This is a genomic window from Citrobacter sp. 506 (assembly GCF_050434985.1).
GTDB classification, from domain to species: Bacteria; Pseudomonadota; Gammaproteobacteria; order Enterobacterales; family Enterobacteriaceae; genus Citrobacter; species Citrobacter braakii.
Map to the genome: position 1 here is coordinate 997,779 of NZ_JBNDJN010000001.1, position 23,844 is coordinate 1,021,622.

At 49.0% G+C, this 23,844-nt stretch carries 24 protein-coding genes and 1 pseudogene; 10 read left to right on the forward strand and 15 right to left on the reverse strand.

Annotated features, from left to right (window positions below; translation table 11 throughout):
* Positions 1-80 precede the first annotated feature (80 nt).
* A complete protein-coding gene (locus ABIE10_RS05010; RefSeq protein WP_175299807.1) occupies positions 81-245 on the reverse strand; it encodes a YnfU family zinc-binding protein in 165 nt (54 codons plus the stop codon).
* A 318-nt stretch (positions 246-563) separates the two neighbouring features.
* Between ABIE10_RS05010 and ABIE10_RS05015 the strand changes: the two genes are divergently transcribed.
* Complete coding sequence (locus ABIE10_RS05015) at positions 564-680, forward strand: YnaM/YnfT family protein (protein WP_350185928.1); 117 nt, start codon at positions 564-566, stop codon at positions 678-680.
* A gap of 262 nt (positions 681-942) precedes the next feature.
* Here ABIE10_RS05015 and ABIE10_RS05020 read toward each other — a convergent pair whose 3' ends face one another.
* The 4 genes from ABIE10_RS05020 to cspG form a co-directional block, all read right to left on the reverse strand.
* Positions 943-1,116, reverse strand: a complete 174-nt coding sequence (locus ABIE10_RS05020; protein WP_016152691.1) for a GnsA/GnsB family addiction module toxin — start codon at positions 1,114-1,116, stop codon at positions 943-945.
* A 206-nt stretch (positions 1,117-1,322) separates the two neighbouring features.
* Positions 1,323-1,553 carry a hypothetical protein gene (locus ABIE10_RS05025; RefSeq protein ID WP_019076503.1) on the reverse strand — a complete coding sequence of 77 codons (231 nt, stop codon included), beginning with the start codon at positions 1,551-1,553 and terminating at the stop codon, positions 1,323-1,325.
* A 73-nt stretch (positions 1,554-1,626) separates the two neighbouring features.
* On the reverse strand, positions 1,627-1,815 hold the full coding sequence (locus ABIE10_RS05030) for a cold-shock protein (RefSeq protein ID WP_103766489.1): 189 nt from the start codon (positions 1,813-1,815) through the stop codon (positions 1,627-1,629).
* Positions 1,816-1,825: 10 nt separating this feature from the next.
* Positions 1,826-2,038 carry a cold shock protein CspG gene (gene cspG / locus ABIE10_RS05035; protein WP_016152690.1) on the reverse strand — a complete coding sequence of 71 codons (213 nt, stop codon included), beginning with the start codon at positions 2,036-2,038 and terminating at the stop codon, positions 1,826-1,828.
* 1,301 nt (positions 2,039-3,339) lie between these two features.
* On the opposite strand from cspG, the gene ABIE10_RS05040 reads away from it, so the two are divergent.
* Complete coding sequence (locus tag ABIE10_RS05040) at positions 3,340-4,425, forward strand: FUSC family protein (protein WP_080858655.1); 1,086 nt, start codon at positions 3,340-3,342, stop codon at positions 4,423-4,425.
* Between the two features lie 203 nt (positions 4,426-4,628).
* Here ABIE10_RS05040 and ABIE10_RS05045 read toward each other — a convergent pair whose 3' ends face one another.
* The 3 genes from ABIE10_RS05045 to cspE all read right to left on the reverse strand — a co-directional run bounded on the left by ABIE10_RS05045 (position 4,629) and on the right by cspE (position 5,968).
* Positions 4,629-4,799: a hypothetical protein gene (locus ABIE10_RS05045; protein WP_230852500.1), complete on the reverse strand. Its 171-nt coding sequence runs from the start codon at positions 4,797-4,799 to the stop codon at positions 4,629-4,631.
* A 339-nt stretch (positions 4,800-5,138) separates the two neighbouring features.
* A complete protein-coding gene (locus tag ABIE10_RS05050; protein WP_071600303.1) occupies positions 5,139-5,327 on the reverse strand; it encodes a cold-shock protein in 189 nt (62 codons plus the stop codon).
* A gap of 428 nt (positions 5,328-5,755) precedes the next feature.
* Positions 5,756-5,968 (reverse strand): transcription antiterminator/RNA stability regulator CspE, encoded by a 213-nt coding sequence (gene cspE / locus ABIE10_RS05055; protein WP_005127641.1) that lies wholly within the window; start codon positions 5,966-5,968, stop codon positions 5,756-5,758.
* Between the two features lie 553 nt (positions 5,969-6,521).
* On the opposite strand from cspE, the gene ABIE10_RS05060 reads away from it, so the two are divergent.
* The gene (locus ABIE10_RS05060; protein ID WP_016152687.1) at positions 6,522-6,734 is read left to right on the forward strand and encodes a KTSC domain-containing protein; all 213 of its coding nucleotides are present in this window, start codon (positions 6,522-6,524) and stop codon (positions 6,732-6,734) included.
* A gap of 138 nt (positions 6,735-6,872) precedes the next feature.
* Here the strand turns inward: ABIE10_RS05060 and ABIE10_RS05065 are convergent.
* Positions 6,873-6,980: pseudogene (locus tag ABIE10_RS05065) on the reverse strand (antitermination protein); the annotation flags it as partial.
* Between the two features lie 239 nt (positions 6,981-7,219).
* On the opposite strand from ABIE10_RS05065, the gene potC reads away from it, so the two are divergent.
* Together potC and potD are read left to right on the forward strand one after the other, a co-directional pair.
* A complete protein-coding gene (gene potC / locus ABIE10_RS05070; protein ID WP_003030794.1) occupies positions 7,220-7,999 on the forward strand; it encodes a spermidine/putrescine ABC transporter permease PotC in 780 nt (259 codons plus the stop codon).
* 27 nt (positions 8,000-8,026) lie between these two features.
* Positions 8,027-9,073 carry a spermidine/putrescine ABC transporter substrate-binding protein PotD gene (potD, locus tag ABIE10_RS05075; RefSeq protein WP_029139492.1) on the forward strand — a complete coding sequence of 349 codons (1,047 nt, stop codon included), beginning with the start codon at positions 8,027-8,029 and terminating at the stop codon, positions 9,071-9,073.
* A 51-nt stretch (positions 9,074-9,124) separates the two neighbouring features.
* Here potD and cobB read toward each other — a convergent pair whose 3' ends face one another.
* The 5 genes from cobB to lolC form a co-directional block, all read right to left on the reverse strand.
* Positions 9,125-9,946 carry a Sir2 family NAD+-dependent deacetylase gene (gene cobB / locus ABIE10_RS05080; RefSeq protein ID WP_016152685.1) on the reverse strand — a complete coding sequence of 274 codons (822 nt, stop codon included), beginning with the start codon at positions 9,944-9,946 and terminating at the stop codon, positions 9,125-9,127.
* Between the two features lie 15 nt (positions 9,947-9,961).
* Complete coding sequence (gene nagK / locus ABIE10_RS05085) at positions 9,962-10,873, reverse strand: N-acetylglucosamine kinase (protein ID WP_287108706.1); 912 nt, start codon at positions 10,871-10,873, stop codon at positions 9,962-9,964.
* 141 nt (positions 10,874-11,014) lie between these two features.
* Positions 11,015-12,259, reverse strand: a complete 1,245-nt coding sequence (gene lolE, locus ABIE10_RS05090) for a lipoprotein-releasing ABC transporter permease subunit LolE (RefSeq protein ID WP_429154939.1) — start codon at positions 12,257-12,259, stop codon at positions 11,015-11,017.
* Positions 12,259-12,960, reverse strand: coding sequence for a lipoprotein-releasing ABC transporter ATP-binding protein LolD (gene lolD, locus ABIE10_RS05095; protein WP_003832278.1), 702 nt, complete (start codon positions 12,958-12,960; stop codon positions 12,259-12,261). Before lolD ends, lolE begins: the two co-directional genes overlap by 1 nt.
* Positions 12,953-14,152, reverse strand: coding sequence for a lipoprotein-releasing ABC transporter permease subunit LolC (gene lolC / locus ABIE10_RS05100; protein ID WP_003030806.1), 1,200 nt, complete (start codon positions 14,150-14,152; stop codon positions 12,953-12,955). Before lolC ends, lolD begins: the two co-directional genes overlap by 8 nt.
* A 261-nt stretch (positions 14,153-14,413) precedes the next feature.
* Here lolC and ABIE10_RS05105 point away from each other — a divergent pair, with 261 nt between their 5' ends.
* The 3 genes from ABIE10_RS05105 to ldtC all read left to right on the forward strand — a co-directional run bounded on the left by ABIE10_RS05105 (position 14,414) and on the right by ldtC (position 20,157).
* Positions 14,414-15,478, forward strand: a complete 1,065-nt coding sequence (locus ABIE10_RS05105; protein ID WP_019076499.1) for an acyltransferase family protein — start codon at positions 14,414-14,416, stop codon at positions 15,476-15,478.
* A gap of 118 nt (positions 15,479-15,596) precedes the next feature.
* On the forward strand, positions 15,597-19,043 hold the full coding sequence (mfd, locus tag ABIE10_RS05110; RefSeq protein WP_429154942.1) for a transcription-repair coupling factor: 3,447 nt from the start codon (positions 15,597-15,599) through the stop codon (positions 19,041-19,043).
* Positions 19,044-19,191: 148 nt separating this feature from the next.
* A complete protein-coding gene (gene ldtC, locus ABIE10_RS05115; RefSeq protein WP_016156209.1) occupies positions 19,192-20,157 on the forward strand; it encodes a L,D-transpeptidase LdtC in 966 nt (321 codons plus the stop codon).
* Between the two features lie 85 nt (positions 20,158-20,242).
* Here ldtC and bhsA read toward each other — a convergent pair whose 3' ends face one another.
* Positions 20,243-20,500 (reverse strand): multiple stress resistance protein BhsA, encoded by a 258-nt coding sequence (bhsA, locus tag ABIE10_RS05120; RefSeq protein WP_029139491.1) that lies wholly within the window; start codon positions 20,498-20,500, stop codon positions 20,243-20,245.
* Between the two features lie 243 nt (positions 20,501-20,743).
* On the opposite strand from bhsA, the gene comR reads away from it, so the two are divergent.
* The gene (gene comR, locus ABIE10_RS05125) at positions 20,744-21,379 is read left to right on the forward strand and encodes a TetR family copper-responsive transcriptional repressor ComR (protein ID WP_200010164.1); all 636 of its coding nucleotides are present in this window, start codon (positions 20,744-20,746) and stop codon (positions 21,377-21,379) included.
* Between the two features lie 254 nt (positions 21,380-21,633).
* Positions 21,634-23,814 (forward strand): TonB-dependent siderophore receptor, encoded by a 2,181-nt coding sequence (locus tag ABIE10_RS05130; RefSeq protein ID WP_429154944.1) that lies wholly within the window; start codon positions 21,634-21,636, stop codon positions 23,812-23,814.
* Positions 23,815-23,844: the final 30 nt, after the last annotated feature.

Consider the following 23,844-nt stretch of genomic DNA (forward strand, 5'->3'; position numbering starts at 1 on the left):
TAAGGCATCAGGGATTTAACAGCTGCCGGGATTTGACTTAAGTATAGAACACCGGGTTTAGGTGCAACTAAGTGTCAGGGTTATCGTGGTGAAACAAACAGTGTTTTACAGCCAGGACACAGCATTGTCTGCTTAAGGCGAATTTTAGAAATAGATTGGGATGAACGTAAGCCGCAGGCCGGGCAGATGACAGTAGTCGTCGATACGCCGCCGAGGTACTTCATTGCGTAATCGATGAGAGACATGGTGATTACCCTTTCGATGAATGAGATTCACTGTACCACGTTTGGATAAAATTTAACCATTTAATTTATCGTCCTATTCTTTATCCAAAAGGGGGATATCACAGGGTAGATGACGACGTTTGCCAAGATAGATATTTGCAGCCACAGGGGCCGTTGAGACCGTTGACCCGCCACTCTTGGATACGGCTCCCTGCAGCCCGCTCTGGTATACAATGACCCGCTTCGATATTTTTTCCGGGAAATACTATGATATTTACCCTGAACTTTTCCTTTATGCCTTAGTCTAATAATCAAATCCATCTGAAATGAAGAAAATTTATGATTACCAGCCTTTCATTGGTATTTACCGTCATTACCGCTCTGTGCATTATGTTGTTTGCTGCGGTAAAAGTAGGAGTTGGGTTATCTAACAATCCCGACCGAAATGATAATTAACCCATTCGCAGGCTACTACGTCATCCCACTCCCCTCAATGTGATACCCACTGACCACGAAATTTCCGACAAGTGCATTCCCTGCCCTGAGCCAGCAGTAGCCCGATAGCGCGGACTGGCATCGGAAAGGCCCCATTAAAAAGTCAGGCCTTGTCTCTATGATTAAAAATGAAGGTTTTGACAACATCCAAATTTTTTGACAGCAATAAAAAAGCATTACCTTTTAAGATAATGCTTTTCATTCAAGCTGGGTCTTTTAACAATTAGATCAATGTAATTTTAATATCATAGCTTTCAAGCCCAGTCATTTTTTCACGAGCAGTAAACTGGATGTCGGAAACTTCTTTGCCTGTCTTTTTTTTGAGTTCAACAATTTTTTTTGTAATGAATTCAGAAATATCCGCTTCAGTTTTTGTTTTTAACTCTTCGACGTTCATTATTTACCTCTCTTGATCTCTAACGTATCAACGCCAAGTATGTAACATTCCCCGTGGAGCACTTATAACAGCGCTGACATGTTTAAAAGATAGAATGGAAAGACTCAATAATCAAGAGGTTGCAGTACAATCTTCATACAAGAAAAGCGCAAAACATCTGCAAACCACTGGACTACTATCTTGGTCGGTAAAGAAACAATCAGATGTCACTTCAAAAGCTTCGATGCTGCCTCGAGAATCTCTTCGGAACTGACATCGCGATCAGAGGCAACATAAACTATTTTATGGTCTCCTGTCAGAGATGGAAATCCTGCTGACATCACGGACAGGTGTGCTTTTTCCCCATTGGGAAACTCACGCATTATTGAAGTAATTCCCTTCATTACGGATACAACAACTGCCGGTTCTGAGTTAAAAAAAACGATTACTTTTTTCATAATGATACCGTGATGGTTCGTACAGAGATGAACGGTTTAGCATACAAAAAAGGCTCCATAAGGAACCTGAACTTTATTTTCTAAAATCTAACGAAGTCTGACCAGAACGAATGTATAGCGCAACATTGTCAAATGTAATCATTACCGATTTGCAAAAAATACATTTTGCTCCGAAAGGATTTTTTTCAGTAACATCAAAGCTCGACGTTCTGTACTGAGATCCGTGGCAACACGGGCATCTGAAGTGAATATGATGTGTAATAACAGTTACCTTATACAACCACGACATTAACTGCTGAGGGGCCTTTAGGTCCCTGTTCAACACTAAACTCAACTTCCTGATTCTCATTCAGTGTCTTGAAATCGTTACTCTGGATAGCAGAAAAGTGGACAAACACATCTTTACTGCCATCTTTAGGGGTGATAAACCCAAAACCTTTTTCAGGATTGAACCATTTAACTAAGCCAGTCATTTTATTAGACATAATTATTACCTTTCTTGAGTAAGCCCTTGGGTAGAATGGTCCGAAAAAAATCATCAGAGAGAAAAGCCAGCAAGGAAATCTCAACAGGAACAAGAAATAAAATTAATACAGCACTTGCTTTAGATAAATTCGTTACAAACCAAGAATTCATTAACGCATGATTAACCAAACATAGCAAGATTTAGTTCTATAGGGAAATCGCACATGATTCTTATCATAAAAATGAATTTAAATAGCTTAAATCGAAAATTATGTCATGCTGCTTAAGACCTTTATCTATCACCCTAAGTTTTCAGGGATTTTGACTCACGGAAGAGTAGTATTTCCTCCATCTCAGCATAATATTTAGCTTCTACCACGAAATTTCCGAGCATATCAGAGAGGATTACAACGTCAGCTCCTGCTGTTTTGCTTTTGGCAGGAACGGCAAGATTTGTTGTACCGGTGTGCAGCTGGCAAAGAGTGTCAGACAGGATAGAAAAAGCCGCATATGGCTGCCTGGGTTATATTTATCAGTAGATTGATCGCGTCTTAATGCCCGGCTGACACTAAGCTCACCATAACAATGCAAAAATCCTATTGTTGGTGCAAACGCACCGTCATAGCGCATCACTGAAACAATATGAAACAATCAAACAATCAATGCCCATGCTTTTTTGTTTGTTGTTGACATTTAAATCTGCCATTAATTAGGAACCGAATCTGTGGAGGATATTTATGCTCAAACTTTTCCATTACCATTCTCAATACTGGATATTTCTCGCACTTGCACTTTCTGTTTACGTAGTTGCTTTTCGATAACACATGAATAGGTTGTGTACTGCTTCCATCTAATGTAGCCAGAACTTATATTTCATGAGCTTTGGTCCGGGCCTTAGCTCATCAAAGTGCATTGTTATTAATATAATGATACCGTTGCTGATATAAAGCCGTGCACAGACACCATCTGACCTGTTTTGATTAGCCTTATAACAACCTGTAAAAGAAAACGTTTTATACATGCTAACCAGTATTTTGGAAGTCCACAACTTTTTAATATCTGTCAAAGTCAACATGTTGAATTTAAGTCAGGGGCCACTCAAGATGTGTAGAACCGCTTACCACCATAATGGCAAATCCACAGATATTGTGGGTATTAAAAATTACGTCTTCTTTCGCTACTGCATTAGCAATTGATTAACAATAACCTATATCAGGCATCGCCCTCCTTTTTTATAAGTTAAAAAAGTAAGACGAGATTATTTTTTCAGTGTGTATCTGAACTTTCTTTATAATTCTGTCTATGTTAAAGATTTTAACCAATGAAAAACAATATTTTTTCCATTGAACGGAATAAACCGATAAGTCCTTTAGAACTTAAGATTTACCGCAACTATCGCGTAGTTCATGGGATCCGTATTGCTTTAGCATTTGTTATAACTTTCTTACTGATAAGAATGTTGAATTTACCAGACCACTCCTGGCCCCTGATTACACTGGTTGTGGTCATGGGACCAATTAGTTACATGGGCAATGTGATACCCAGGGCACTTGAACGTATGGCGGGAACTGTAGGGGGTGCGATTTTGGGGATCATCGCATTACACATTGAAATGTACTCTCTCACTATGATGATGCTGTGGTGTGGATGCGCAGCTTTCCTTTGTGGTTTTCTGGCCATGAGTAAACGTCCCTATGCCGCATTATTGATTGGTATCACGCTGGCGGTTGTCAGCAGCGCTCCTGCAGGAGACTTACAAACAGCATTGTGGCGAAGTACCAACATTATTATAGGATGCATTCTGGCGATGTTGTTTACCAGCATTTTTCCCCAAAGAGCATTCATTAACTGGCGTATACAACTTGCTGACTTTCTTTCTGATTATCTAAAAATAACAACTGCGGGAGTCTCCCGAAACGTTCTTGCGCCTCCGAGAATGACCAAACTTCAAACGCGAGCGCTGAATAATGTAGTAAAAATGCGCAGTCTTATTACACCAGTAAATAAAGAAACAAAGATTGCGAAGAGTCTACTTGAAGATATTCAATCGATAACCCGCGATATGATAGCGGCGCAAAAATTTCAGATAAATGCCCACTGGGCATCCCGTGGCAGTCGATTTCTCATATTGAATACTCACACGCTGTCAGATATGGAACAAATGACCCGTAGCACCCTCAACACCCTCGCACATGCCTTGCATGAAGGAAACCCAACGCCGATAGCATCAAATAGCGAGCATCTTCTCGAAATTACTAAAGAGTTGCATTGTCTTTTACTCGCCAATGAGGGCGAGGAAATCATTGAAAGCGCCGTTCACGGATATGTCTGGTTGAGCATTCAGCTTGCTATCCAACTTGAAGCACTATCAACCCTAATCACAAAAGCGCTTAAAGAAAATAATTGATTTCAATGTCAATCGACAAATATGTAATCATTATTGCCTCACACCGTCCAGATATCACAACCTATCTTTTAGTAATGAAAAAGGCCCATTTTATTATGTGGGCCAGAAAAGAAGAGTTTTGCACTACCAGGCTGGATGCCTCTCAGTAGGTCTTTGATTGAGAAACCATAATCCGTGAGCACCGTAGGTGATTTATAACACGTTTACAGAACCGATTTTTTCCTGATAAATATCAATATTTCTCTTATCTCATCGGCCTTTTGACCGTGCAAGGCATGACTTTTCCGTTCGAGCAAATCAATGATATTCCCTGTCGTAACCCTTTTGCCATTTTCAAGTAGCTGGATAACTGTTTCACCAATTTCCTGGGCCATAATATGGTTTTGTATGATTCTCAATGCGTTGCCCTTTATATGGTTATTAGTAATACCGTTACACATCAGACATGATGTTAATAGCAAAACAAAAAATACAATTCTTTGCCCAACTTACTTGTATGTTGCACGGATAACCCTGAAATGACAAAACCCCGTTAGAACGAGGTTTTTATTCATGGTGTAACCATAGAGGATCAAACCCTCGTCTCCTGCAAGTTCAAAAGTCGCCCGCTCAATTCGATGAGGTAGTAGCTGACTGGCGGCCCTTGTTGGACTTAAACCAGTGCCCGGCCATAATGAATCTTGCCGCCTTAACTGGAAGGTCAGAGCCAAATGTTACTTTCGCAACACCTGTTCATTTGATTTACTGGAAGTATATGGCGCATAGTTATCAGGTGTGATCATTGAGGATTTACAAAAAATACACTTTGCACCAAAGGGATTTTTCTCAGTCACATCAAAATGGGAAGTTCTGTACTGTGACCCATGACAACAAGGGCACTTAAAATAAATATGGTCGGTCATGATGTTAGCCTTTATTTGCTACAACACTCACTACCGCAGTGATATCCAAAAGATCTATTTAACTAATAATTTCTCTTGGTTTTCAGCATCAGGTTACAACTCACTATTAAAAGCAATAAAAAATAAATATTTCTTATCAGTTCACATGAGGAATCTAAAATAATATAATTTTCTTTATATTATAGCACCAGCGATTTTTGGGATGTTGTTAGCTTTTACGAATGCACTTAAGCGTGCAAGAAAAACTACAGAGGTAAAACAACAAATGACATTTATAAAATAATCATTTCAACTGTTCTACCCAATAATTAGACTCAGACATCTGTTCAGCTTTATGTTGACAGATGTTGAGTTTCTGAAAAACCAATATATCTACTCAGGCATTCACCGTCTTCGCTATCGTATATTGGTTTACATCAGGAAAAATATCAGGCAGCTACAACGTTTTCAGCTGACGGCCCTTTTGCACCAGCAGTAATGCTGAACTCAACTTTTTGGCCTTCATTCAGCGTTTTAAAGCCACCACTCTGAATAGCAGAGAAGTGTACAAACACATCTTTACTACCATTGTCAGGGGTAATAAAACCAAAACCTTTAGACTCGTTAAACCATTTTACTAAACCAGTCATTTTATTAGACACAGGTAATTCCTTAAATTCTATGTAGCCTTACGGCGAAAAGGGCTTCGCACACAATCTAATTAGTAACGATAAGAAGGCTCAAAAGAAAGGATTATCTGTGGATAACGCTTGAGATGAGAACTGCTTTACTAAACCGCTTTAATGGGTCTGTGTACCTAACCGACCCCTCATTAATCACACACCCCACAAACAATAGCAAGTTATTTTTTCATTTAATTTTTCGCAAAATCTTAGAAATGGAAACTGAGACAGCATAATCAATGAGTTCTGTTCACCAGCAATAACATACAGCCGGTCGTCCCCTGGATAACGAAAAATAAAATAAAATATATTTATCAGTCACTTAAAGGAAATCCCGTTTCAATCCGTAAAAATCCAGCAACGAATTTTCGTGCTATTTTTCGCAGCTAAGGAAATTAATAGCAACAAAGAAAATCATTTCATCCAACCAGTAAACTCTGAAACAACCATAACATTTACAAAACTATGCTCCTTTTGTTTCATATCAGTGTATTATCAGAGAAGGAAAATTAAAAAATTTGAAGGAGAAAAAATGCAACGACAGGCAATGATTTCATCAAAAATAAAATTTATTGGTTACTACCCATTAGAAAAGATTCTGGAGATAGGGTTCGTAAATTCTTCAACTTTCCAGTATGTGGGCGTTCCAGAAAGCATCTATAACTCTTTTCTCACGGTGCAATCTAAAGGCCGTTTCTTTGACGGTGTCATTAAAGGTAAATTCTTGTGTCGTAAAACAGGGTGATTCAAGAAATTTACGCTGTAGATAGCGTAAAACGCCGTTCTGGTGTTTTCTGTTTTTGTTACCACCGGTCCAGGAAATTGATATCCAAAAAACCACTATTCCCGTCAATTTCGTTACCCTTCGTTAAGCATGCTCCCTGCAGCGTTCACAGGTTTCAAACACTGGGACGCCATGCTCTTTCGTGGCTTTGCAGTCAAGTACCTCCTCTTTACCACCACAGCGGCAGCGTGCGCTAATTGTTCCCTGAACCGATTGCTATACCGACACTCGCAGTCAGGAATGGGTAAAGCGGGTCATTTAAATGGCCTTTTTTTCCCGATCATCCTAAAAATTGTTGTAAAATTCGCGGCCTTAGTGATAGCTGCTTCTTTTTTGGCTATCTGTTTTGGCGAGAAGTTTTGGAGAGATTTTGGAGAAGAGAAAAAGTTGATTATTTTCAATACTCTGAAAACATCGCGCCTTCTGAACAAGAAGGTGAAACGAGAATGATCGGTCGGCTGCTCAGAGGCGGTTTTATGACCGCTATCTACGCGTATCTGTATATTCCAATCATTATTTTGATTGTGAACTCCTTTAACAGCTCGCGCTTTGGCATCAACTGGCAGGGTTTTACCACCAAATGGTACGGCCTGCTGATGAACAACGACAGCCTGCTACAGGCAGCGCAACACTCGCTGACGATGGCGGTGCTATCCGCCACGTTTGCCACGCTGATCGGCTCACTCACAGCGGTTGCACTGTACCGCTACCGTTTTCGCGGTAAACCGTTTGTCAGCGGCATGCTGTTCGTGGTGATGATGTCGCCGGATATCGTAATGGCGATTTCTTTGCTGGTGCTGTTTATGCTGATCGGCATTCAACTGGGTTTCTGGTCACTGCTGTTCTCGCATATCACTTTTTGTCTACCTTTTGTGGTGGTGACGGTTTACTCACGTCTGAAAGGTTTTGATGTACGAATGCTTGAAGCCGCCAAAGATCTCGGCGCCAGTGAAGTGACTATTCTGCGCAAGATTATACTGCCTCTGGCAATGCCTGCAGTGGCTGCCGGCTGGTTGCTGAGCTTTACGTTGTCGATGGATGATGTCGTCGTGTCGTCCTTCGTTACCGGGCCTGGTTATGAAATTTTGCCGTTAAAAATCTACTCAATGGTAAAAGTCGGCGTATCACCAGAGGTGAACGCGCTGGCGACCATTTTGTTGGTTCTGTCGCTGGTTATGGTGATTGCCAGCCAGCTTATTGCACGTGATAAAACCAAGGGCCGCTAAGGCCCTTAATTCAGGGGACGTTAAATGATGAAAAAATGGTCACGCCACCTGCTCGCGGCGGGTGCTCTGGCACTGGGCATGAGCGCCGCTCACGCTAATGACAACAACACGCTCTATTTCTATAACTGGACCGAGTATGTCCCACCTGGACTGCTGGAGCAGTTCACCAAAGAGACTGGCATTAAGGTTATCTATTCGACCTACGAGTCGAACGAAACCATGTACGCCAAGCTCAAAACCTATAAAGACGGCGCATACGATCTGGTGGTTCCGTCCACCTATTACGTCGATAAAATGCGCAAAGAAGGCATGATCCAGAAGATCGACAAGTCGACGTTGACCAACTTCCACAACCTCGATCCGGAAATGCTCAACAAGCCATTCGACCCCAACAATGACTACTCTATCCCGTATATCTGGGGTGCGACGGCCATTGGCATCAATAGCGATGCCATCGACCCGAAAACAGTAACCAGCTGGGCCGATCTGTGGAAACCGGAGTACAAAGGTAGCCTGCTGTTAACGGATGATGCGCGTGAAGTGTTCCAGATGGCGCTGCGCAAGCTGGGATACTCCGGCAATACCACCGATCCTAAAGAGATTGAAGCCGCCTATAACGAGTTGAAGAAGCTGATGCCTAACGTCGCGGCATTTAACTCTGACAACCCGGCCAACCCGTATATGGAAGGCGAAGTCAATCTGGGGATGGTGTGGAACGGCTCCGCGTATGTTGCGCGGCAGGCAGGTACACCGCTGGAAGTGGTATGGCCGAAAGAAGGTGGGATTTTCTGGATGGACAGCCTGTCTATTCCAGCAAACGCAAAAAATAAAGAAGGTGCGCTGAAGCTGATTAACTTCCTGCTACGCCCGGACGTGGCGAAAGAAGTCGCGGAAACCATCGGTTATCCGACGCCAAACCTGGCAGCACGTAAGCTGTTAAGCCCTGAAGTAGCGAACGATAAAACCCTCTACCCTGATGCAGAAACCATCAACAAAGGGGAATGGCAGAACGATGTTGGTTCCGCCAGCGCTATCTATGAAGAGTATTATCAGAAGCTGAAAGCAGGACGCTAATTCAGCGTTGTAAGGAATGCCCGATAGCGCTGCGCGTATCGGGCAAAAAAATCACAGTCCTTTCAATAATTTCTCAACAAACTCAGGCACCACCTGGCTTGCCGGACCGTAATACTTCTCTTCAAACTCGCTTCCTACCTGGCTCGGTTCGAGATTTAGCTCTACCGTATGCGCCCCATGTAGTCGAGCTTCATGCACAAACCCCGCTGCCGGGTATACATGGCCCGATGTACCAATCGCAATGAACACATCGGCCATTGCCAGTGCCATATAAATTTCATCCATGCCCAGCGGCATTTCACCAAACCACACCACGTGCGGGCGCAGCGGCGCCGGAAACTGGCAACAATGGCATTTATCTTCCGCAGTCACATCGCCAGTCCACTCCAGAATCTGCCCGCTTTGCGAACAGCGAACCTTGAGCAGTTCGCCGTGCATATGGATTACGTTCTGGCTGCCCGCACGTTCATGCAGGTTATCAATATTCTGCGTCACCAGTAAAAAACGGTCGCCCAGCTCGGCTTCGAGTTTTGCCAGCGCGATATGCGCCGCGTTAGGCTGGATTTCTGATTGTTGCAACTGATGACGACGGGCGTTATAAAACGACTGGACCAGTTGCGGATTACGACTAAATCCTTCCGGAGTCGCAACGTCCTCTACCCGATGTTCTTCCCAGAGACCATCCGCCGCGCGAAAGGTTCGAATTCCTGACTCAGCGGAGATTCCCGCTCCCGTCAGTACCAGCACTCTTGGTTTTTCCATCAATTCAGGCACCACTCTGTCTCTGAAAAAGATTCGTTGACGCAGGCGATCGCGCATATGGCGTTTATTTTTACGAAAGCGGCTTAACCGATGACCCCGGCGCGACAGCATAACAACCTCTTTGTATTAATCGGTAAGATGTAGGAAAGCGGCTCCGCGCATCCCGCCCGCATCACCGTGCCGCGCCCGCTCAATACGCGGCACCCGGGCAACCGGCAGCAGATGACGTGGCAGTCGGTCCGCCAGTTGCGTCGTAATAGCGGTAAAATTCGACAAGCCTCCGCCAATCACCACCAAATCAGGATCGACGATAGTCAGGATATTCCCAAGGCACACCGCCAGCAAATCCAGATAGCGTTCAACATGGGCACGTGCTTGTTCATCACCCTGCTCCCACAGGGCGATAATTTCCCGGGCATCCAGCGATTGATGGTAGTAATGCTGATACAACCACGCAAATCCACCGCCGGAAAGATAGCTTTCGATGCATCCCAGTTGACCGCACCCGCAGCGGCGCAATGGGAAATCAAAGCCCATCAACGTCAGCGCATCGACTGGCAAACGAATATGACCAAACTCGCCGGTGATATAGCTGCGCCCGGTGATGGATTTTCCGTTAAACACCAGACCGCCGCCAACACCGGTGCCGAGGATCAACCCCATCACGAGCGGATATTGGGTGAACTCGTCATCCCAGGCTTCGGAAAGAGCAAAACAGTTAGCATCGTTATCCAGACGCACATCGCGGTCAAGGCGAGCGCTGAGATCGGCGCGGAGCGGCTTACCACTGGCAGCAGGAACATTGGCCGCATACAGCGTGCCGTCTTCCGTTTCCGGCATGCCAGGAATGCCGATGCCTACCGAACCTTTAACGCCGAACCGCTGGTCCGCTTCCGTCACCAGATTGCAGACCGCATCAAGGAAAGCATCATAGCTGTCGCGAGGCGTAGGGACGCGTGTTTCCCATTGCAAACGACGTTGCTTATCAAACACGCCCAGCGCAATTTTGGTCCCGCCGATGTCAAATCCGTAATACATCACCGCTCCTTGATACACGTCATCCTTCAAGATGCCTTGGGGTTGGCTGCGCCCTCACCCTCCAGTCACATCGTTATCTATGCTCATGGAGATTTCGGTTTGCCGCCTTACCGCCGCATGAATGCTTTCGTGTATATATTGTTATTGGCCGCTAAGTACTCTCGCAGGATCAATATTGCTGGCGCGACGCGCCGGATACCAACTTGCCAAAAGACTCAGCACGAGTGCTGTCACCAGCACGTAAATCACATCCAGCCAGTGTAATTCCGATGGCAGGAAGTCAATGAAATAGATATCGCCGGACAGGAACTGATGGCCGATAAGCGCCTCAATCCCGTTAATGATCGGCGTCAGTTGCAGCGAGACAAGCACCCCAATGACGACGCCTATCAGGCTACCGAACAGACCCGCCAGCAGGCCGTACCAGACAAAAATGGCACGGATAAGGCCATCTTTAGCCCCCAGGGTTCTTAATACCGCAATATCGCCGCTTTTGTCTTTTACCGCCATCACTAACGTGGAAACGATATTAAAACAGGCCACGCCAATCACCAGCACCATCGCCAGATACATAATGGCGCGGATCATCTGGATATCGCGATACATATAGCCGTATGTACCGATCCAGCTCTTAATGTACACATAGTTATTGGTGACTTCACCCGCGTCTCGCACCAGCTTATTGGCGTTAAACACGTCGTTCACTTTCAGCGCGATCCCGGAAACGCTGGATCCCATATCCAGGTATTGCTGCGCATCTTCCATTGGGATCATGGCAAAGCTGTGATCGAGCTGACCGCTCAGTTGCAGGATCCCCGTGACGTGCAAACGCACGCGTTTAGGCTGCTGTAACTTATGATCCGCACTGGCGTTAGGGATCATAATCGATACCCAGTCGCCCTGCTTCACCTTCAGCGCATCGGCAATTCCCTTACCAATAATGATTTGTTGCTCACCCGCTTTGAAATTATCCCATGCGTGGTTTTGCACAAACGAGGGTAGCGCGCTTAAACGCTGCTCCTGCTGCGGATCAACGCCCTTCACCTGCACTGCGCGTAGGTTCGCCCCACTCTCCACCAGCCCGGTAAAGTTAATATAAGGCGCCGCAGCAGCAATGCCTGGTACCTTCTGTACCTTGTCGAGCGCTTCCTGCCAGTTGTTCCACGGCTGATTCACGGCTTCAATCTCACCGTGCGGCACCACGGCCAGAATACGGTTGTTTAGCTCACGCTCAAATCCGTTCATGGCGCTTAAGCCGACGATCAATACCGCTACGCCCAACGCAATGCCAACGGTGGAAATCACGGAAATCAGCGAGACCATGCCGCCGCGCCGCCGACCACGGCTAAAACGCAGACCAATCAATAACGATAAAGGCGAAGCCATTACTCAGCTCCCATCAGGCTCAGTTCAGCCGTCAGGCGACCATCGCGCATTTCAAGCTGTCGACTCATGCGCTTCGCCAGTTGCAGATCGTGTGTCACCACCAAAAATGCCGTGCCCTGAGAGCGGTTCAGCTCACCCAGAAGCTCGAAAATGCTGTCCGCGTTACGCGCATCAAGGTTACCCGTTGGCTCATCCGCCAGTACCAGGCGCGGGTTATTCACCAGCGCACGAGCAATGGCCACGCGCTGGCGTTCACCGCCTGAAAGTTCAGACGGACGATGGCTGGCACGATGGTCCAGCCCTACTGCTTTCAGCATATCCCGTGCGCGCTCGGTGATTTCAGCCGGTTTTTTCTTGCCGATCAGCAACGGCATCGCCACGTTTTCCAGCGCGGTAAAGTCCGGCAGCAGATGGTGGAACTGATAAATGAAGCCCAGCTTCTGATTGCGCAGTTCCGCTTTCGCCGCCGACGAGAGTTTGCTCATCGGCTGACCGCTAAAAATGACATCGCCGGAAGTTGGCGTATCCAGCCCGCCTAACAGATGCAGCAACGTACTCTTACCGGAACCGGAGCTGCCGACAATCGCCATCATCTCACCTTCACCGACGCAAAAACTGACATCGTGCAGTACATCGGTCTGCACTGTGCCTTCCTGATAGCGTTTGCACAGGTTGTCGCATTGCAACAGGATCTTATTCATAACGTAAAGCCTCAGCGGGTTGAGTGGCGGCAGCGCGCCAGGAAGGATAAAGCGTAGACAGCAGCGCGATGGCCATCGCCACCAGCGCAATGACGATAACCTGCAGCGGCTCAATGGCGACCGGCAGCGCAGCCCCATCCAGAAGCACACCGATAATTGGCATCAGGTTGTTCAGTTGACTGGCGAGTAATGCGCCCAGCACCGCGCCCAGCAGCGCGCCGATAATCCCGGCACTGGCCCCCTGCACCATAAACACCATCATTATCTGCCGCGGCGTCAGCCCCTGCGTTTGTAGAATCGCCACTTCCCCTTGCTTCTCCATTACCATCAGACCCAGCGAGGTAATAATATTAAATGCCGCCACCGCCACGATCAGGCTAAGCAGCAGCCCCATCATGTTTTTCTCCATACGCACGGCCTGGAACAATTCCCCTTTGCGCTCGCGCCAGTCCTGCCATTTGGTGCCTTGCGGCAGCGTTTGCTGGCTCAGCGTATCAACCTTTAACGGTTCGTTCAGCCACAGACGCCAGCCGGTAATATTGCCCACCGGGTAACGCATCAAACGTGATGCATCCTGGATGTTGGTCAGCATCTGGTAGCCGTCGACTTCGCTGTTGGCGGCGAAGGTGCCAATTACCGTAAACAGACGCTGGCTCGGCAGACGCCCCATGGGGGTAAACTGGCTGGCTGAGGGCACCATCACGCGAATTTGATCGCCACGATTAACACCCAGTTGCCCGGCAAGCTGCTCTCCGAGGATGACATTATACTTACCCGGCTGCAGATCTGTTTGCTTCACATTGACCAGATATGGCGTTAATGGATCTTTTTGCGCCGGGTCGATACCCAGCATCACGCCGACTGCCACGCTACGCGCACTTTGCAGTACCACATCCCCCGTGGTTATCGGTGCAACGCGGTTGACGCCGTTCAACACCACCGCTTTTTCCGGTAGCTGTTGCGGGTTTAGGGAACCCTGTTCAGACGAGAGGACGGCCTGAGGCATCAGGCCAAGAATATTGTTTTGCAGCTCGCGCTCGAAACCGTTCATCACCGACAACACCGTAACCAGCGCCATTACCCCGAGAGTAATGCCAATGGTGGAGAGCCAGGAAACGAAGCGACCGAAGCGATCTGCTGCACGCCCACGCATATAACGCAGGCCGATGAATAGAGCGACAGGTTGGTACATGAAATCCGTCTGGTTGCTGTTAGCAAAGTCACGAGTATATAAGCGAAAGCGGAATGGGTAAATGACTGAACCGTAAGTGTTCGTCAGCACTATTCTTAAAAGTATAAATAAATCAAACCGCTAAAGTTGTCCCTCTCCCCTGCAACCCTGATCCCTGACCTTTATCCTAAAAAAACAAAATGCAGACAGTTACGCATTACAGCGCACAGCGGGTTGCGCAGGATGGCAGGCTATTGCAATCAATATGGATGCGCCGTCTCAATGAATAAAAAAGAACTATGGATTAATCAAATCAAGGGGTTATGCATTTGCCTGGTAGTGATTTACCACTCGGTGATCACATTTTACCCGCACCTCACCACTTTTCAGCATCCACTGTCAGAGGTGTTGAGCAAATGCTGGATTTACCTCAATTTGTACCTGGCACCGTTTCGCATGCCGGTGTTTTTCTTTATTTCGGGGTATCTAATCCGCCGCTACATCGATAACGTCCCGTGGACAACCTGCGTGGATAAACGGATCTGGAGTATCGCCTGGGTGCTGGTGCTTTGGGGAGTGGTGCAATGGCTGGCGTTGGTGGCGCTCAATAACTGGCTCGCCCCGCAGCGCGATCTGACCCATGCCGCCAACGCCGCTTATGCGGATTCGATTGCGGGTTTTACCCACGGGATGCTGACCGCCAGCACCAGCCTGTGGTATCTGTACGCGCTGATTGTCTATTTTGTTCTGTGTAAAATTTTCAGCCGTTGGGCGATGCCGTTGTTAGCATTATTTGTGGCGCTGAGCGTGGCGATCAATTTTTTCCCGACCCCTTGGTGGGGAATGAACAGCGTGATTCGCAATTTGCCCTGGTATAGCCTCGGCGCATGGTTTGGCGCAACGCTGATGGCGTGGATCAAGGAAGTGCCCCTGCGCCGCCATGCGGTCATTGTTTTGGGTTGCACAATCGTCGCCATCATCGCGTGGCTGGCAAATGTCTCGCTATTGCTTTCTCTCCTTTCCATTGTGCTGATCATGAAGCTGTTTTATCAGTTCGAGCTCCACTTTGGCATGCGCGCGTCCAGTCCGTTAAGCGTGATTGGCGCCAATACCATCGCCATCTACACCACTCACCGTATTCTGGTTGAGCTGTTCAGCTTAACGCTTATCCCCAAAATCAATCATGCCACCTGGCCTGCATACGCGGAGCTGGCCCTGCTACTGGTGTATCCGTTCGCCTGTCTGCTGCTGTGCACCCTGTTTGGCCTGCTGGTGCGTAAGATTTCACAAAAAACCGTGGCCGATCTGCTCTTTTCCCCGCCCTCTTTATCGCTCGCCTCGCGCTAACCCCTACGCGCTTTTTGCCCCCATTCGGGGGCGAATCAATTTGCTTATGAGAAACGATCACGGATAATAAAGAACATTGCTTATCAGATGTATATCTAAACGAGATCCTGACAACCGAATGCCTGAACAACATCGTTACACGCTCCCAACGGGCGCTTCCGATCAGCGCCAGTTGGGTGAGCTTACGGGTGCCGCCTGCGCAACGCTGGTCGCCGAAATCGCCGAACGTCACGCGGGTCCAGTGGTGCTGATCGCGCCAGACATGCAAAATGCTTTGCGTCTGCATGATGAAATTCGTCAGTTTACTGACCAGATGGTGATGAACCTGCCCGACTGGGAAACGCTTCCCTATGACAGCTTTTCTCCCCATCAGGAGATTATCTCCTCACGGCTCTCCACGCTGTATCAACTGCCCGCCATGCAGCGCGGCGTGCTGATCGTTCCGGTAAATACGCTGATGCAGCGTGTCTGTCCGCACAGCTATCTGCACGGTCATGCGCTGGTCATGAAAAAAGGCCAGCGGCTTTCGCGCGACGCCCTGCGCGAACAACTGGACAGTGCTGGCTATCGCCATGTTGATCAGGTCATGGAACACGGCGAATACGCCACGCGTGGCGCATTGTTAGATCTGTTCCCGATGGGCAGCGAATTGCCTTATCGTCTGGATTTCTTTGATGACGAAATCGACAGCCTGCGTCTGTTTGATACTGACACTCAGCGCACGCTGGAAGAAGTCGATGCCATTAATTTGCTGCCCGCACACGAATTCCCGACTGACAAAACGGCCATCGAACTGTTCCGTAGTCAGTGGCGTGATACGTTTGAGGTAAAACGCGACGCCGAGCATATTTATCAACAGGTCAGCAAAGGCACGTTACCTACGGGGATTGAATACTGGCAGCCGCTGTTTTTCAGCGAGCCGCTGCCGCCGCTGTTCAGCTACTTCCCCGCCAATACGTTGTTGGTAAATACCGGCGATATCGAGACCAGCGCTGCACGCTTCCAGGCCGATACCCTGTCACGCTTTGAGAATCACGGCGTTGATCCGATGCGCCCGCTTCTGCCACCGGAATCGCTGTGGCTGCGGGTTGATGAGCTGTTTTCTGAACTTAAACGCTGGCCGCGTGTTCAGCTGAAAACCGAGAGTCTGCCGAAGAAAGCGGCGAATACCAACCTCGGGTTCCAGAAGCTGCCAGATATCGCCGTTCAGGCACAGCAAAAAGCACCGTTAGATGCATTACGTAAATTCCTTGAAGGCTTTACCGGTCCGGTAATTTTCTCGGTGGAAAGTGAAGGACGCCGGGAAGCGCTAGGCGAACTGCTCGCCCGCATCAAAGTCGCGCCGAAGCGGATATTGCGACTCGACGAAGCCGTAGACAACGGTCGTTATCTGATGATTGGCTCAGCCGAGCACGGCTTCATCGATAGCAAACGCAATCTGGCGTTGATTTGTGAAAGCGATCTGCTCGGTGAACGTGTGGCGCGTCGCCGCCAGGATTCTCGTCGCACCATCAACCCGGACACGTTAATTCGTAACCTCGCGGAGCTGCATCCCGGTCAGCCAGTTGTGCATCTGGAGCACGGCGTGGGTCGCTATGCCGGTATGACCACGCTGGAAGCAGGCGGCATTACCGGTGAATACCTGATGCTCACCTATGCCAACGACGCCAAACTGTATGTGCCGGTGTCGTCGCTGCATCTGATCAGCCGCTACGCCGGCGGCGCGGAAGAGAATGCGCCGCTGCATAAACTGGGCGGTGATGCCTGGTCACGCGCCCGACAGAAAGCCGCTGAGAAGGTTCGCGATGTCGCGGCAGAGCTGCTGGATATTTATGCCCAGCGCGCAGCGAAAGAAGGCTTTGCCTTTAAGCATGACCGTGAACAGTATCAGCTGTTTTGCGACAGCTTCCCGTTTGAAACCACGCCGGACCAGGCGCAGGCGATCAACGCGGTACTCAGCGATATGTGTCAACCGCTGGCCATGGACCGCCTGGTGTGTGGCGATGTCGGCTTTGGTAAAACCGAAGTCGCGATGCGTGCCGCCTTTCTCGCCGTAGAGAATCACAAGCAGGTTGCCGTGTTGGTACCGACCACCCTGCTCGCTCAGCAGCACTTCGACAACTTCCGCGACCGCTTTGCCAACTGGCCGGTACGCATTGAGATGCTGTCCCGTTTCCGTAGCGCTAAAGAGCAAGCGCAGATTCTGGAGCAGGTTGCCGAAGGTAAAATCGATATTCTCATCGGCACTCACAAACTGCTGCAAGCGGATGTGAAGCTAAAAGATCTGGGGCTGCTAATTGTCGATGAAGAGCACCGTTTCGGCGTTCGCCACAAAGAGCGTATCAAGGCAATGCGCGCGGATGTAGATATTCTGACTCTGACGGCAACGCCAATTCCACGCACGCTCAACATGGCGATGAGCGGCATGCGCGATCTGTCGATCATCGCCACACCGCCCGCTCGTCGTCTGGCGGTCAAAACCTTCGTGCGCGAATATGACAACCTGGTGGTACGCGAGGCTATCCTGCGTGAAGTTATGCGCGGAGGACAAGTTTATTATCTCTTTAACGACGTCGAAAATATCCAGAAAACCGCTGACAGATTAGCGGAACTGGTGCCGGAAGCGCGCATTGGTATCGGCCACGGGCAAATGCGCGAGCGCGAACTGGAACGCGTGATGAACGATTTCCACCATCAGCGTTTTAACGTGCTGGTGTGTACCACCATTATCGAAACCGGGATCGACATTCCCACTGCCAACACTATCATCATTGAACGAGCTGACCACTTCGGTTTAGCGCAATTGCATCAGCTACGGGGTCGTGTGGGACGCTCACACCATCAGGCATACGCCTGGCTGCTAACGCCGCATCCAAAAGCGATGACCACCGACGCACAAAAACGCCTGGAAGCCATCGCCTCGCTGGAAGATTTAGGTGCAGGTTTTGCGCTGGCAACCCACGACCTCGAAATTCGTGGCGCTGGGGAACTGCTGGGCGAAGATCAAAGTGGCTCCATGGAAAGCATCGGCTTCTCACTGTATATGGAGCTGCTGGAAAACGCTGTCGATGCGCTCAAAGAAGGGCGTGAACCGTCGCTGGAAGATCTCACCAGCCAGCAAACCGAAGTCGAACTGCGCATGCCATCGCTTCTGCCGGATAACTATATCCCGGATGTCAACACGCGACTGTCGTTCTACAAGCGCATTGCCAGTGCGAAAGGCGAAACCGAGCTGGAAGAAATTAAGGTCGAGCTGATAGACCGTTTTGGCCTGCTGCCCGACCCGGCCCGGACGTTGCTGGATATTGCCCGTTTACGCCAGCAGGCGCAGAAACTGGGGATCAGAAAGCTCGAAGGCAATGAAAAAGGCGGTACTATTGAGTTTGCCGAGAAAAACCACGTTAACCCGGTCTGGCTAATTGGTTTACTGCAAAAACAACCGCAACACTTCCGTCTGGATGGTCCAACACGCCTGAAATTCATGCAGGAGTTGGGCGAGCGTAAAGCACGGATCGACTGGGTTCGCCAGTTTATGCGCCAGCTTGAAGAGAACGCCGTAGCCTAGCGTCAAGCCGGGTGAGTCCTCCACTCACCCGGCCTGATGAATTTACAAACTCTTTGCACTTCCCTGCACTTCCCGACACTGCAAACCGCCATAATTCTTGTTTACTTTTACATAATAAAAACCACGTAAAAACAATGGATTTATGGTGATGTTAAACAATAAACGACTCTCTCGCTGGTTAGCATTTTTTACGCTTGCCGCGACCTTCGCGTTAGCACTTCCGGCCCAGGCAAATACCTGGCCGCTGCCGCCACCGGGAAGCCGCGTGGTGGGTCAGAATGCCGTTCACGTTGTCGAAGACAATGGCGGTTCTCTGGAAGCGATTGCGAAAAAATACAATGTCGGCTTTCTGGCGCTGCTACAGGCCAACCCCGGCGTTGACCCTTACGTACCACGTCCGGGCAGCGTGCTGACTATTCCGTTACAAACCCTGCTGCCGGACGCGCCGCGCGAAGGCATTGTTATCAACCTCGCCGAACTGCGTCTTTATTATTACCAGCCGGGGACAAATTCGGTGACCGTGTATCCTATTGGTATTGGCCAGTTAGGCGGTGACACGCTGACGCCCACAATGGTAACCACCATCTCTGATAAACGTGCCAACCCGACCTGGACGCCTACGGCAAATATCCGCGCGCGATACAAAGCAAACGGGATCGACCTTCCTGCCGTAGTGCCTGCCGGGCCGGATAACCCGATGGGCCATCATGCCATTCGCTTAGCGGCATACGGCGGCGTGTATCTGCTGCACGGAACCAATGCTGATTTTGGCATCGGAATGCGCGTCAGTTCCGGCTGTATTCGTCTACGCGACGGTGATATCGAAACTCTGTTCCGTCAGGTGAAGCCAGGAACCAAGGTCAATATTATCAATACGCCAATCAAAGCATCTGTTGAACCTAACGGCGTGCGCCTGGTTGAAGTACACCAGCCGTTGTCCGAAAAAATCAATGACGACCCGCAATTGCTGCCGATCGTGCTGAACGCATCCATGCAGACGTTTAAGAATGCGGCGCAAACGGACTCTGCCGTCATGGAACATGCGATGGAGATTCGCTCAGGCATGCCGGTCGATGTCACCCGTCATCACGACGTTGCTCAACAACCGCTGTAAACTCAGCGCATAAAAAACCCCCGCTGGATTTTATTCCGCGGGGGTTTTTTATTTAACTCGCAGTGGCATTGCGATGGGTTAAATCTTATTTGTAGATAACTGCAGTCCCGTGGAGGGTGTTAGGACCGGTAACAGAAGTAATACGGAAAGACTTCGCCCCCATCTCATCCGCTTTCTGCGCCAGTTGATCTTCCAGAGAACCTAAGTTAGTCCCCGCATTCGCTGAAATAGTACCAACTTTCTGTTGGCCCGCAGGTGTGGCCTGAACTTCAACGGCAGCAAAGCTTGCAAATGAGAGTGAGCTAAGAACAGCAGCAACAAACAGAGTTTTTACGTTTTTCATGATAGTGACCTTTAGCAGATGAATGTATGTCGCAAATATTAACTTAACGATCGATAGGTAAATCATAGATGTGATCCAGGTCACACGTCAACATTTTTTTGTAATGATCGTTATATAAAATACAAAGACCTTATTTTTCATATCAATAGCGTAAAATTATTTTTATCGTTAATCCGCTGGAGTGTGCAGTCGAATATTTTTATAATGGTTATTCAATAAACCCAACAAAGGTACATCGGCGCCATGACAACTGAAATGACAGGTTGTGCTAAAAAAAGCCGTGGCCGACCAAAAGTGTTCGACAGGGAAGCCGCGCTTGATAAGGCCATGACACTCTTCTGGCAGCACGGGTATGAAGCGACATCGCTCGCCGATCTCGTAGAAGCAACTGGCGCAAAAGCGCCCACGCTGTATGCGGAGTTCACCAATAAAGAGGGGTTGTTTCGTGCCGTACTGGACCGCTACATCACCCGCTTCGCGGCGAAACATGAAGCCCAGTTATTTTGTGAAGAAAAAAGTCTTGAGTGCGCGCTGGAAGACTATTTCACCGCAATAGCGACCTGCTTTACCAGTAAAGACACCCCGGCGGGATGTTTCATGATTAACACATCCGCGACACTGGCAGCCTCTTCCCGGGATATTGCGCACACGGTGAAATCCCGCCATGCCATGCAGGAACAGACGCTTACCCAGTTCCTTCACCAGCGCCAGCAACGAGGCGAAATTCCGTCCCATTGCGACGTGCAAAAACTGGCCGAATACCTGAACTGTATTTTACAGGGTATGTCGATCAGCGCCCGTGAAGGCGCAACGTTTGAAAAACTGATGCAGATCGCACACACGACTCTGCGACTGTGGCCTGAACTTATCAAAGTTTAACCCTTTCCCGCTATTTCCCCGCAGTACTGACACCACCGGGAGCTGATTAAGCCCCCGGTTAGATTCCCGCGGATTACCCCTACATTATTCAGTGTTTTCATCATCTTATCCGATCATTTTTTGTAAAATGTATTGATAACAACAATTATTATCAGCAATATTCGCATTTGTTTTAACACCTGTTTCACAATGTAACCATCGGTTTCTCTACCGCCATAACAAAAACAGATCGACTCTTTTTAAAAGGAATACAAATGCATAAGCGTCTCTGGGTGCTCAATCCTCTCCTGTTGTCTTTAACTCTCCCAGCCATCGCGGCTGAGGAAGATAACCTCATCGTCAGTGCCAACCGTAGTCAACGCACCGTGGCAGAAATGGCACAAACGACCTGGGTTATTGAAGGAAGCGAGATTGAACAGCAGGTTCAGGGGGGGAAAGAGTTCAAAGATGTTCTTGCTCAGTTAATCCCAGGAATCGATGTCAGCAGCCAGGGGCGCACAAACTACGGCATGAATATGCGCGGTCGTGCCATCGTAGTACTGATAGACGGTGTCCGTCTGAACTCCTCGCGTACTGACAGTCGTCAACTTGATTCTATTGATCCGTTTAACATCGCACACATTGAAGTCATCTCAGGTGCAACCTCACTGTATGGCGGCGGCAGTACCGGTGGGTTAATCAACATTGTCACCAAAAAAGGCCAGCCGGAGCGTGAAGTAGAACTCGAACTGGGGAGTAAAAGCGGCTTCAATAACAGTAACGATCATGATGAACGCGTTGCCGCGGCGGTGAGCGGAGGAACCGATCGCGCTTCCGGGCGCATGTCCGTCGCGTATCAACGGTTTGGCGGCTGGTATGACGGCAATCACGATGCCCTGCTGCTGGATAACACCCAAACCGGCCTGCAGCACTCCGATCGTCTGGACGTGATGGGCACCGGGACGATTGAGCTTGACGACAACCGTCAGTTACAACTGGTTACGCAGTATTATAAGAGCCAGGGGGATGACGATTACGGACTGGATCTTGGCGAGAACATGTCCGCCGTGACGGGAAACGGTAAGGCTTATACCAGCAGCGGACTGAATTCCGATCGTACTCCCGGCACCGAGCGTCATCTGATCAGCCTGCAGTATTCAGACGCGGATTTCTTCGGCCAGAACCTGGTCAGCCAAATCTATTACCGTGACGAATCGCTGAAATTCTACCCCTTCCCTACGCTGAGCAAAGGCAAGGTCACCAGTTTCTCCGCATCGCAGCAGGACACAGACCAGTTTGGTGCCAAAATCACCCTCAACAGCCAGCTGATGGATAACTGGGAGCTGACCTGGGGTGTCGATGCCGATCACGAAACCTTCGATTCCAATCAGAAATTCTTCGATCTGGCCTGGTCCCTGCCCTCCGGCGGTATGGACAACCGAACCGCTTATACCACCGGGCGTTACCCCGGTTACAGCATCACCAACTTCGCGCCTTTCCTGCAGAACAGCTATGACATTAACGACATCTTTACCCTCAGCGGCGGTGTGCGCTATCAATGGACCGAAAACAGGGTGGATGATTTCGTGGGTTATGCCCAACAACAGGGAATTGCCATCGGCCTGGCAAACTCCGCCGATACCATTCCTGGCGGTAAAACCGATTACGATAATTTCCTGTTTAACGCCGGTATTCTCGCCCACCTGACCGACCGTCAGCAGACATGGTTTAACTTCTCTCAGGGCGTGGAGCTTCCGGACCCGGGGAAATATTACGGTAACGGCACCTATTCCCTGGTTGGCGATCATTACCAGCTCCAGCGCAGCGTCAACGTGGCGGATTCACGCCTGGAGGGGATTAAAGTTAACTCCTACGAACTGGGATGGCGCTACACTGGCGACAGTCTGCGCACGCAGCTGGCCGCTTACTACTCTACTTCGGATAAATCGATCGTTATCAACCGCAGCGATATGACCATTAACGTCCAGCCCGACGATCGCCGTATTTATGGCCTTGAAGGTGCGGTGGATTATTTCATTGCGGATACGGACTGGAGTCTGGGCGGTAACTTCAACGTCATTAAATCGGAAGTGAAGCAAAACGGTAAGTGGCAGAAATGGGATGTCACCCTGGCTTCCCCGTCCAAAGCCACCGCGTGGGTCGGCTGGGCACCTGAACCGTGGACATTGCGCGTACAGAGCCAGCAAACATTTGATCTGACGGACGCCAGCGGCAATAAGCTGGACGGCTATAACACGATGGACTTTATCGGCAGCTATCAGCTCCCGTTGGGTAAACTGACCTTTAGCGTGGAAAACCTGCTGAATGAAGAATACACCACGCTGTGGGGACAACGTGCGCCACTGCTGTACAGCCCAACCTACGGTAGCCCGTCACTGTATGAATACAAGGGCCGGGGCCGCACGTTTGGTCTGAACTACGCCTTAACCTTCTGATAAAAAAAGCCCCCCAGCCTGAGCGAATGG